Here is an 11561-nt window from a genome sequence, read left to right as displayed (position 1 = left end):
AGTTGTATGAGCATGCCTCCGAGGCAACGACTCTGTCGCAGTTATTTATCTTTCTTAATGTATTTTTCCTGTTCAGAGGACCGGTAAAACAAAAACTTCTGTCCTATTTTATCTTTCTTCTCACCGCCATATTGACCGAAATCCTGTCCATAAATATTTACATACAGATTTACAACCATTTCTTTCACCAGCCTGCATACACCGCCTCAAATATATATTCACTTTGCAGTTTCCACGAAAAGCTGATGATACAAATAATGATTTTTTCTTTTGGCTATTTGTTTTATAAAAATATTTTCTCGCTCTTAAAGAAGTGTATTAATTATTTAAAATTCTCTTTGTTACTGCTCATTACTCTGCCGATTATTCATCCCCTGATTACAACAGAATTTACGCAGTATTACAAATTCCAGCAGAGTCTTATCCCCGTTCTTCTGTATATTATTTGCTGCTGTATAACTTTCCCGTTGTTTATACATGGGCTTCATTTATTCAAAAAAGAGCAAATTGCTTTCAACCGGAATCTTCACAAAATGGAGTTGCTGAAACAGCAGATGGAAGTGTCGGAAGAAATGAAACAGGAATATGTCAAAATACGGAAGTGGAATCACGATATAGAAAATCATCTGCTTTCTCTGGAGTATCTCACACGCACCCGTAAAGCAGATGAAGCAGAAAGATACTGTTCTTCCGTATTACTTAACAGTTCGAAACCTGAGGAGCAGCCCTCTGCCTGCATATCTGTCAGTCAGGAGGATTCTGTATTATGAGAAGAAAAATAACTTTCATTATTTCTTTAATCCTTTTTCAGATATTTTATCTTCTGTCACACTATACCGTACAATACCTGAATCTTTTTTTCTTACTGACATGTCTGTCCGCACTTGTCGTCTGCTACAATCTGTACCGGCTCCTGATGCAGATTTTTATCGGTCAGAAAACAGAAGCGGAACTTAACCTGCTAAAGAAACAGCAGGCTTTAAACGCCGAACACTTACAGTTAGTAAAACAGCAGGAAAACGACCTGCTCAAAACACAGAAACAGTTTACCGAAACGCTGCATACTGTCCGGAACCTGCTGCACACCGGTAATTGTGAAAAAGCAGAAAAACTCATTCATGAAACTCTTGAGACATTCCAGCGGGAGCGTTTTCATCCCTATTGCGAGGACAATCTCATTCTTGCCATTTTGGAATCCAGGCGAATGCTCGCAGAACAAGCCGGTATCCACGTAGATTACCAAATCTTTCTTCCTGAAAAATCAATGATTCAGCCTTCGGATCTGAGCAGTGTTCTGTTTAATATACTGGATAATGCGATTGAGGCCTGCCGTTCCTCTGAGGATTTAAAAAAAAATCTGTCCCTGTCACTGACAACTTCAAAAGGCTTTCTCTCGATCCTTGTCAGAAATACCAAAGATCCTCAGATAGTATTCAACCACAGTACCACCAAGAAAGATTCTGTTTATCATGGATTAGGACTTTCTATCATTGAAGATATCTGCCGCAAATATGACGGAAGCTGGCAGTGGAACGACTGCGGAGACACTTTTGAATCAGTCATTCTTCTTCGCTATTGCTGATACAAAACAAAAATCTCCGGAATCCCAATCTGTTTTTCGCACAGATTAAAATTCCGGAGATTCTTTTTATTTATGAATTATTGTCATGAGAAAAAACTCTCTGCCACGCTCATATCAGCTACATATCCAACACTTCCGGTCATATAGATCGTATCGTCATCTTTGATATCGATCTGGATTATGCCGCCCGGCTGATTTACGTTGATGCGGCTTTCGGTCAACCCCAGTCTGTATGCTGCAACGGCTGCTGCGCAGCTTCCTGTACCGGAGGCTTTGGTGTATCCGGAACCTCTTTCCCAGATTTCGATGTCCAGGTTTCCGCTGTCGATTCGTCTGCAGATCTGAAGATTCATTCTTTCCGGAAACTCATCCGCATTCTCCACATATGGTCCAAGATCTTTTGCAATCTCAGGGCTGACTTCATCCATAAAAATAATACAGTGCGGATTTCCGACAGTCAAACAGGTTGCCTTGTAATCTTTCTTATTAAAAGTGAAAGTTTCATTAATGACTTCACGGACTTCTCCGGTAACCGGAATCTCTCTGGAAATAAAAGATGCTTTGCCCATGTTCACACGAAATTCTGTTGCACGGCTGTTCAGACATTCTACCTCAACCGGACCGGACAGCGTTTCAATGCTGAACTTCTGCTCTTTCACATATTCATGATCAATCAGATATTTTGCAAAAATGCGGACACCGTTGCCACTGATTGCAGCTTCGCTTCCATCAGAATTATAGATATGGACACCCATTTTTCCGTTGATCTCGACCGGTCCGTAAAGCACACCGTCCGCGCCAAGCCCGAATCCTCTCTGACACAGGAGAGCAATCTTTTTTCCCTGAAGCTGTACACGGTTTTTATTTGGATCGAGTACCAGATAATCATTACCAAGTCCCTGATATTTAATCATTGTAATGCTGTTTTCCATGACGAAACCCTCTCTTTCACAATATACGCACCTTTTTCTACAGTATATAGTTTTGTTTTTACAATGTATATAGAATAAAATGCTTGTTATATTGCAAAAAATGCGTTCATCTCCCCTAAAAAGCAATTGGAAAATTCACCCCCTCAACTTCAGGACCATTTTACCTTCGCCTTCTTAACTGTCATGGTATAAACTTTATCACAGCGCAGACGAAACGGATATTTCTTTCTTGTGACAAGGCAAAGATTCCTGTCAAGATGTGCACGCTGCATACTGCAGTCAAGCATTCTCCAGCTTTTTCCGTATTTCACTTCGCACCATCCATGAAGAGAAAGCGGTGCCGCCGGTCCTCGCGCAGTCACGCCTCCTACCGCTACACGGCTGTCATAACCGAGTACACGCGCAATATATGCCATCGTAGATGCATAATAATAGCAGTCTCCACGATGACGGCTAAACATATATCTCGCATAAGAAGACAGATTTTTCGCTTTCGGCGCACGATTTGTCATTCCGAAATACGGATAAGTCTGCAATGCCCTGTAGCAGACTTTGAGACGTTTCGCCCTGCTGTCTCCTGCTTTTGAATTTCTCATTACAAAATCAACTGCCTGGCGGATTTCTCTCGTGTTTACCTTTCGCCCGGTCTTATCCACATAATAATATCCTTTTGCCTTTGAACCCACGATTTTATTCGTGACCGGTTTGTTATTCTGATAAACTTTTCCATCGCGGATCGTGATCCTGGGCGCTGCCGGAACCGATACCGCCATACTCGTCACAAGCAACATAAACGTAAGCAAAACCCTTATGATTTTTTTGCTTAATTTTCTTCTCTTTTCCATTTCCATATCTCCCTGATAAAAATCAATATTTTTCTAAATCTCATGATATAATACCACTTTTCTTTTTACAAGAATTTTTCTATAATTAAAACAGATGCAAAAATTATTTTTTCCGGGAGGATTTCCATGGATTATTCGCAGTACACACTAGAAAAAACAGGTTATCTCAAAGAAGAATTCCGTCTGTTCCACATCAATGACCGCACAGACCGTGAATTTTCTTACCATTACCATGATTTTCACAAGATCATCGTCTTTCTTTCCGGAAAAGTCACCTATCACATTGAGGGAAAAGCCTACCATCTCAAACCACGGGATATCCTTCTGGTCAGTCAGGGCGCGATCCACAAACCGGAAATTGATCCGTCCGTTCCATATGAGCGTTACATTTTCTGGATCCGCGACGACCTTTCCATGCAGGAATTAAATACCTGTTTCCAGAAAGCAACTGACCGCAGTTTTAACCTCGTCCGCGTAGACTCTGCTGTCCAGGAACATCTCCGTGATCTTCTGCGTGAACTTGAAAATTCCATAAAAAATCAGGACTTTGGTGATGAAATACTCAGCAATGCTCTTTTTACGCAGTTTATGGTTTATGTCAACCGTATTTTTCTGCAGACCAGCGCCATCCCTGACCGCAGATCTTATTCTTCTGATTCTCAGGTTGAACAGCTTCTGAAATATATCAACCGTAATCTAACCGAAGATCTCTCGATTGACCGACTCTCTGAGAAGTTTTTTTTCAGCAAATATCATATGATGCGAAAGTTCAAAAATGAGACCGGATACACGATCCACAACTACATTACAAGTAAACGTCTGCTCCTCGCGCGTTCTCTGATAAATGAAGGGTCTCCGGTCATAAAAGCCGCGCAGATGAGCGGTTTTAATGACTATACGACCTTTGTACGCTCTTACAAAAAACAGTTCGGAAATGCCCCTTCTCATGTCTGATTCTGTCGATGTATCTCGAACGATTTACCCGTCTATATACTTGAAGTCTGCCCGTGTCCAGTATATAATAAACGCTATTCAAAAAACATGAACATTCATGGAGAAAAATTATGATAAGAATTGCAGTTTGCGAAGACGACTATGTCTACACCGAAATAATCCGATCGATTCTGCAGTCATGTGTCACAGTACCTTACGAGGTAAAATTTTTTTCATCCGGTACTGAATTTTTGAATACGCTTACTGATCACGGCTGCCCTTATACGCTTGTAATTACAGATATCGATCTCGGAGCTCAATCCGTCAACGGAATTACCGTTGCCAAAAGAATCAATAAGATAAATGGCGATACACAGATTATTTTTGTCAGTCAGTATCTGGAATTTGCTTCTGACGTTTACGAAACTTCACACCTCTATTTCGTGAACAAGGAAAAACTCCTTGAATACCTGCCCAAAGCTTTGACAGCCGCCCACGAAAAATATGCTCTTCGTGGAGAACATTACCTTTATTTTCAGTTTTCCTATAAAGAATATCAGGTTCCGCAGAACGATGTTCTTTATCTGGAACATATTGCCCGACAAACCTGCATTCATACAGCAACTCATGTTTATTCCGCAAATGAAAAGCTGCAGGATCTTCTGAATCGTATGGGTTCACAGTTCTGCTCCTGTCACAAAAGTTTTGCTGTAAATCTTTATCAGGTCAGGACACTCCATCATACCTGCATCACCCTGCGAAACGGCGTTTCCGTCCCGGTCAGCCGTTCACGCTATCCTCATGTACGGGATGTTTTTGCCCGCCTTACAATGCACAACGGAAAGGAGAATTTCTATGGATAATCTTAAACAAAATATCCGCAAATGGAACCACGACATTCTGACTCATATGATTGGAATCACTTATCTCATGGACATGCAGCGATATCCGGAAGCCGAACGCTACTGCGAGAAAATTCTAAACAGTCTCTCCTCATTTTCAGAGACCTTTCGAACTCGCGCCACATCCCCTGATCCGGATAGTGTAAGTGAATCCCCTGTTCCAACCGATTATCTTCCTGAGGGATTTATCGAATATCAGGAAAAACTTCCGGCAGAAATAACAGCGTTCCAGACGCTTCTTCAACAAAAGAAATACCCGGAGGCACATTACAAACTTCATCTTCTTACTACAGAATTTGACAACAGGCGGCCTCAGCCCGTACCTGCAGATGATATTATTAAAAATATCGTAGATGAGGTCAGGAACTAGTATATTTCTGCTATTGAAATAAATTCATAATTATTACATTTCTTCCGGATTGCAGTATTAGCAAATAAATGCTATTATAAAACCTACTATTGATTTTTTATGCTTTGAGGTAAATATAAAATGCAAAACCGGAACAAAGGATTTACACTTATAGAACTTATAGTTGTTGTTTCCATTCTTGCAGTTCTTGTCGGGCTGCTCGCCCCGGCTTATTCAAAATATATTGAAAGGAGCCGGGAATCTGTTGATCTTGCAAATGTCCGCTCGGCATATGATGAGCTGATGATAGAAGATGCAACAGAAAATCAGACTACAACAAAAGTTGTACCACTGAAACAGAAAATAGCTGGCTGGCAGTCTATGAACACAGTATCAATTGGCGGTATTTCTCATACTAACGGCGAGGGGGACACCGAGCACTGGATAGGTGATCCGGTCAAGGGAGGAGTATGTGAAGTTTCTCTCACTGAAAACGGTGTTTTGTTTAACTGGAAAGGTGGAAGTGGGAACAGTACAGAAAAATATTTCTTTGATATTAACGAAAATCTGGATGAGCCAATACAGAAAAGTGGGGTCCTTGACGAATTGATCAAAGCCAATAATAACTACTTCGAAATCGATTCCAACTGTCCAAATTCCTCTATGCTTCCCTCCGTGCGTTCTAAGATTAAAAAAGACAGTTTATTAAACAATGGTACCTGGGCATATCTGGGAAGCGCCTCTAACAAATCTAAGAGATATTTATTTTGGACTTCCGTACATACAGATACTGTGGGGGCAAATCGAACAATCCCCGTTATAATAAGTACTGCTGATAACAAATTTTATGTTTCCGAAACAACCACGGCTGTCCGAAATAATAATAGTTCCAAATATGTGACCATCGCAGAGCATCTTACTTATACCAATCATCAGCAGCTTATCAATGCCGGTACAAAATACGATACTCTGAAAGACGCATATGACGCATATGCAAAACTGGTTACTGAAGGCAAATACCAGGATTATAAGGACACGCTCCCAAAATCATAATTAATAAAAGAAGCTCGTAAAGCCGCAAAATAAAAAATTTTATTTGACATATCCGGTTATTGTTGTAATCAACGAGACTTTTACCAATCATTTTTGATGTGGTAGAAGTCTCTTTTTTTGTTCTATGCCTTTATCACAGGAAAGGAGATCATATGGAATATCTGTTATTGATTATCGGTCTCACATACAACCAAAACTTTGCAAACTACCACCACATAATTGCAATCTTTCAGATAAAATGTCATAATTATGACATACAGATTTTTCTCTGTATACCGTTTTTACCCTTTAAATTCTTACATAAGGAGGACTGAATTTCATGGAATTTCAGAAAGTACTTGAAACAAGAAGATCGGTTCGTAAATACGATCCGAATGTATCTGTCACCAGAGAGCAGATGGAAGAACTGATTCGCGCCGCACAGGAAGCACCCTCATGGAAAAACTCCCAGACCGGCCGTTATTACTGTGTTTTATCCGAAGAGATCGTTAACAAAATCCGCAAGAATTGTCTTCCGGGCGCAAGAAATGCAGAAAAATCCGAACATGCTGCGCTGATCGTTACCACCTTCGTACATAACCGCGCAGGTTTCCAGACCGACGGCACACCAGATAACGAACTCGGAAACGGATGGGGATGCTACGATCTCGGGCTGCAGAACGCAAACCTGATTCTCAAAGCTACCGACCTCGGGCTTTCCACCCTGATCATGGGGCTCCGCGAAGCTGACAAACTGCGCGAAATCCTCTCCATCCCTGAAACAGAAACCATCGCAGCCGTTATCGCAGTCGGCAAAGCCGCCGAAGAACCGACCCGCAAACCACGCAAAGAGATCAGCGAAATCGCAAAATTCTTCTAATATTAAAACACATGCGCAACCTACAGACTCAGCGTGGCTTCCATGGTTCTGACTGCACATCCGACAGACTCAGCGTGGCTTCCGTTGTTCTGGCTGCACATCCGACAGACTGGCGCGTCGCGCGGTTCACCACCGGCTGAATATAAACAAGAACACCCTCCATATATTGAATGAACAGGTAATTTACCGGATGCTTTTAGATACTGGCAAAATCCACTGCCTACGGTGACTCATTCTCGAAGGATCTCCTGAGAGAATGTATAGTCATAGTTGGCAGTTAGTTCGCCAGATCGTTATCCGGTTACCTGTAAATCAATATATGGAGGGTGTTCTGTCTTTATATCTTTATCATGCCTTCATCAGTTTACGTCCACAGCACTGTTTGTACTTCTTGCCGCTTCCGCACGGACACGGATCATTCGGATAAACCTTGTCCTCTTTTCTCTGAACCGGTTTCTTAACCGAAGTATCATCCTTATTCGTTCCTGTAACCTTCGCTACCTGCTCACGCTCAATCTTCTGCTCTACATGAACATGATACAGCATACGAACCGTATCCTCCTGAATAGCGTCGATCATGTCGTTAAACATCTTGAACGCTCTCGTCTTGTACTCAACAACCGGATCCTTCTGGCCATATCCTACAAGACCAATACCCTGACGAAGAAGTTCCATATCATCGATATGATCCATCCACTTGCTGTCGATAGATTTCAGAAGAACTACTCGTTCCAGTTCACGAAGCTGCTCTGCTTCCGGGAACTCAGCTTCCTTCATCTCATAAAGCTTCACTGCCTCTTCCTTCAGCTGCTGTTTGACCGCATCTTTTCTCTTGCCCTGAACCTTCTCAGTCGTAAGAGGCTCGATCGGAATGATTGAAGTCATCATAGGATTGAACTCATCCAGATTCCAGTCAACAGACTCCACCTCATCGGAGAAGCACATATCTACTGTGCTGTCTACAATATCTGTGATCATCTTGTAGATGGTATCACGCATATTCTCACCATCCAGCACCTGACGACGTTCTTTATAGATGATCTCACGCTGGTCATTGTTAACCTGATCATAATCCAGAAGATTTTTACGGATACCGAAGTTGTTGAACTCGATCTTCTCCTGTGCTTTCTGGATTGCATTGGAAAGCATCTTATGCTCGATCTGCTCATTCTCGGCAACACCCAGAGAAGTGAAGACCTTCATCAATCTCTCAGAACCGAACAGACGCATAAGGTCGTCCTCCAGAGAGATGTAGAAACGGGATTCACCCGGGTCTCCCTGACGTCCGGAACGTCCACGGAGCTGATTGTCAATACGTCTGGACTCATGACGCTCTGTACCGATGATCTTCAGACCGCCGGCTTCTCTTGCCACATCGTCCAACTTGATATCGGTACCACGGCCTGCCATGTTGGTTGCGATCGTAACAGCACCTGCCTGACCAGCCTGTGCAACGATCTCAGCCTCAAGCTCATGGAACTTCGCATTCAGTACATTGTGCTGGATACCTTCACGGCGAAGCATTCTGCTGAGGAGTTCAGAAGTCTCAATTGTGATCGTACCGACCAGAACCGGCTGCTGCTTTGCATGTGCTTCCTTAACCGCCTCAACAACTGCGTTGAATTTTTCTTTCTTTGTCATGTATACGGCATCTTCGAGGTCTTTACGCTGTACAGGTCTGTTGGTCGGAATCTCTACAACGTCCATTCCGTAGATATCACGGAACTCTTTTTCCTCGGTAAGAGCTGTACCGGTCATACCGCCCTTCTTGTCATATTTGTTAAAGAAGTTCTGGAATGTAATGGTTGCAAGAGTCTTGCTCTCTCTCTTGACCTTAACATGCTCTTTTGCTTCGATTGCCTGATGAAGTCCGTCAGAATAACGACGTCCCGGCATGATACGTCCGGTAAATTCATCAACAATCAGAATCTCATCATCTTTCACAACGTAATCCTGGTCTTTGTGCATCAGATTGTGTGCACGGAGTGCCAGTGTGATGTTGTGCTGAATCTCAAGGTTTTCCGGATCTGCAAGGTTTTCGATATTGAAGAATTTCTCAACCTTCTTGACACCCTGCTCAGTAAGATTGACGATCTTGTCCTTTTCATTTACAACGAAGTCACCGGTCTCGACAACTTCCTCTCCCATGATGGCAGCCATCTTTGTCATTTCGTGACTCGCTTCACCACGTTCAAGCTGCTGTGCAAGGATATCGCACACTTCGTAGAGCTTTGTGGACTTGCCGCTCTGTCCGGAAATGATCAGAGGTGTACGTGCCTCGTCGATCAGGACGGAGTCGATCTCATCGATGATGCAGTAGTGCAGATCTCTCTGTACCAGCTGTTCTTTATAGATAACCATGTTGTCACGAAGGTAATCAAATCCCAGTTCGTTGTTGGTTACATAAGTAATATCACATCCGTATGCTTCACGGCGTTCTTCCGGTTTCATGTCATTGAGTACCACACCGACAGTCAGACCAAGGAATTCATGAACCTTACCCATCCATTCAGCATCTCGTTTTGCCAGATAGTCATTGACGGTTACGATGTGAACGCCCCTGCCTTCCAGTGCATTCAGATATGCCGGAAGTGTGGAAACAAGTGTCTTACCTTCACCGGTCTTCATCTCGGCGATACGTCCCTGATGCAGGATAATACCACCAATGATCTGTACACGGTAATGCTCCATACCAAGAACTCGCTTCGCACCTTCACGTACTACGGCGAAAGCTTCCGGAAGAAGATCATCCAGTGTCTCTCCCTCACCCAGACGTTTCTTGAACTCTCTGGTCTTGTCTCTCAGCTGTTCATCTGTTAATTTCTGCATTTCCGGACGAAGAGATTCTGTCTTCTCTACAAGCGGCATAATACGCTTTACTTCATGCTCACTTCGTGTTCCGAATACTTTTTGAAATAAATTCATATCAAACTCCTGTTTCTATATTTATTCTGATCACTTTTATATACGAAATCATCCGTATTTACCCTATTTAAGAAATCCCTACTATTTTACCACTTTCCACCGTATAAAACAATGAATATTTCTTAAATAAAGTGTGACCACCTCATTGCCTGGCATAAAATCTCCGCCCTCGTTCGTCAGCACTAACTTTTTCTTGTCAAACCTCTGTTTCATGTGCTATGATAATCAGCGAACTACTGACTTGATTTTGAAAAATGAAAACTCGGGGGAATTCTCTTTGAAAAAAAAGGAACTGACTTTTATCATCGGCATCGTTGTTTTTGCCCTGATTCTCTGGACTGGCATGTACTTTATCCGACGCGGTCACTATGGGACTGTCCAAATCACGGTAAACGGTGAAGAATACGGCATCTACTCCCTTGCAAAGGATCAGGTGATCCGCATCAATGATACCAATGTATGTGAAATTAAAAACGGAGAAATCCACATGACGGAAGCCAACTGTCCGGATCACCTCTGCATGAAACAAAAAGCGGTCGACAGTACAGGCGGTACAATCGTCTGCCTGCCAAATAAGGTTGTTATAGAGGGGGAAAAGGGGGACGCCTCTGAAGATGATTCCCCTGAGTTTGATACTGTTGTCTGAATATAAAGGATGTCACATATGAATCAGAAAAAGCTTTCATATCTCGGCCTTTTTGCCGCAGTTGCTATCATTTTCGGTTATGTAGAATCACTGATTCCTTTTTTTGCAGGAATCCCGGGAATGAAGCTTGGACTTGCCAATCTGGCAGTTCTTTTTATACTGGAGAAATATACATGGAAGGAAGCCGCGCTTGTTTCCGTCGTCCGTATCATCGTGATCGGATTCATGTTCGGAAATCTGTTCAGCATTCTCTACAGCCTTGCCGGTGCGGCACTCAGTCTCACCGTCATGACACTCATGAAGAGGTTTTCCGGCTTCAGTCTTCTTGGCATCAGTGTTGCCGGAGGTGTTTCCCACAACATCGGACAGCTGATCATCGCAAGTCTCATCACTATGACTTCCGGACTGATCTACTATGCACCGGCTCTTCTGATCTCCGGTGTCATCACCGGGCTTCTGATCGGAACCCTGACGAACGAAGTTTTAAAACGAATCCATTTCTAAATAAAACATGCAGAGTACTGATAGTCATAAT

At 42.7% G+C, this 11561-nt stretch carries 13 protein-coding genes; 9 read left to right on the top strand and 4 right to left on the bottom strand.

Annotated elements, in window-relative coordinates; all coding sequences use genetic code 11:
- Positions 1-41: 41 nt before the first annotated feature.
- On the bottom strand, positions 42-188 hold the full coding sequence (locus H8Z79_RS00395; protein WP_181985362.1) for a hypothetical protein: 147 nt from the start codon (positions 186-188) through the stop codon (positions 42-44).
- A gap of 345 nt (positions 189-533) precedes the next feature.
- On the opposite strand from H8Z79_RS00395, the gene H8Z79_RS00390 reads away from it, so the two are divergent.
- Together H8Z79_RS00390 and H8Z79_RS00385 are read left to right on the top strand one after the other, a co-directional pair.
- Entirely contained in the window at positions 534-770 is a 237-nt protein-coding gene (locus H8Z79_RS00390) for a hypothetical protein (RefSeq protein ID WP_147348524.1), read from the top strand.
- Positions 767-1582: a sensor histidine kinase gene (locus H8Z79_RS00385; RefSeq protein WP_015541810.1), complete on the top strand. Its 816-nt coding sequence runs from the start codon at positions 767-769 to the stop codon at positions 1580-1582. Before H8Z79_RS00390 ends, H8Z79_RS00385 begins: the two co-directional genes overlap by 4 nt.
- Before the next feature lie 83 nt (positions 1583-1665).
- Here H8Z79_RS00385 and dapF read toward each other — a convergent pair whose 3' ends face one another.
- Positions 1666-2514 carry a diaminopimelate epimerase gene (gene dapF, locus H8Z79_RS00380; RefSeq protein WP_015541809.1) on the bottom strand — a complete coding sequence of 283 codons (849 nt, stop codon included), beginning with the start codon at positions 2512-2514 and terminating at the stop codon, positions 1666-1668.
- A 149-nt stretch (positions 2515-2663) separates the two neighbouring features.
- Positions 2664-3359, bottom strand: coding sequence for a transglutaminase-like domain-containing protein (locus tag H8Z79_RS00375; RefSeq protein WP_015541808.1), 696 nt, complete (start codon positions 3357-3359; stop codon positions 2664-2666).
- 126 nt (positions 3360-3485) lie between these two features.
- Between H8Z79_RS00375 and H8Z79_RS00370 the strand changes: the two genes are divergently transcribed.
- The 5 genes from H8Z79_RS00370 to H8Z79_RS00350 all read left to right on the top strand — a co-directional run bounded on the left by H8Z79_RS00370 (position 3486) and on the right by H8Z79_RS00350 (position 7455).
- Positions 3486-4313 (top strand): helix-turn-helix domain-containing protein, encoded by an 828-nt coding sequence (locus H8Z79_RS00370; RefSeq protein WP_015541807.1) that lies wholly within the window; start codon positions 3486-3488, stop codon positions 4311-4313.
- 110 nt (positions 4314-4423) lie between these two features.
- Positions 4424-5155, top strand: a complete 732-nt coding sequence (locus H8Z79_RS00365) for a LytR/AlgR family response regulator transcription factor (RefSeq protein WP_015541806.1) — start codon at positions 4424-4426, stop codon at positions 5153-5155.
- Positions 5148-5564 (top strand): hypothetical protein, encoded by a 417-nt coding sequence (locus H8Z79_RS00360; protein ID WP_015541805.1) that lies wholly within the window; start codon positions 5148-5150, stop codon positions 5562-5564. Before H8Z79_RS00365 ends, H8Z79_RS00360 begins: the two co-directional genes overlap by 8 nt.
- A 120-nt stretch (positions 5565-5684) precedes the next feature.
- Positions 5685-6596 (top strand): type II secretion system protein, encoded by a 912-nt coding sequence (locus H8Z79_RS00355; protein WP_015541804.1) that lies wholly within the window; start codon positions 5685-5687, stop codon positions 6594-6596.
- Positions 6597-6915: 319 nt separating this feature from the next.
- Positions 6916-7455 (top strand): nitroreductase family protein, encoded by a 540-nt coding sequence (locus tag H8Z79_RS00350; protein ID WP_015541803.1) that lies wholly within the window; start codon positions 6916-6918, stop codon positions 7453-7455.
- Positions 7456-7803: 348 nt separating this feature from the next.
- Here the strand turns inward: H8Z79_RS00350 and secA are convergent, their stop codons facing one another.
- Positions 7804-10380, bottom strand: a complete 2577-nt coding sequence (gene secA, locus H8Z79_RS00345; protein ID WP_015541802.1) for a preprotein translocase subunit SecA — start codon at positions 10378-10380, stop codon at positions 7804-7806.
- A gap of 277 nt (positions 10381-10657) precedes the next feature.
- Here secA and H8Z79_RS00340 point away from each other — a divergent pair, with 277 nt between their 5' ends.
- Together H8Z79_RS00340 and H8Z79_RS00335 are read left to right on the top strand one after the other, a co-directional pair.
- Entirely contained in the window at positions 10658-11026 is a 369-nt protein-coding gene (locus H8Z79_RS00340; RefSeq protein ID WP_225876893.1) for a NusG domain II-containing protein, read from the top strand.
- An 18-nt stretch (positions 11027-11044) separates the two neighbouring features.
- Positions 11045-11530, top strand: coding sequence for a Gx transporter family protein (locus H8Z79_RS00335; RefSeq protein ID WP_015541801.1), 486 nt, complete (start codon positions 11045-11047; stop codon positions 11528-11530).
- Positions 11531-11561: the final 31 nt, after the last annotated feature.

Origin of the sequence: Blautia intestinalis (assembly GCF_014297355.1) — a bacterium.
Lineage (GTDB): Bacteria > Bacillota > Clostridia > Lachnospirales > Lachnospiraceae > Blautia_A > Blautia_A intestinalis.
Note: the sequence above shows the minus strand (reverse complement) of the source record. Positions and strands in the feature narration are given on the sequence as shown.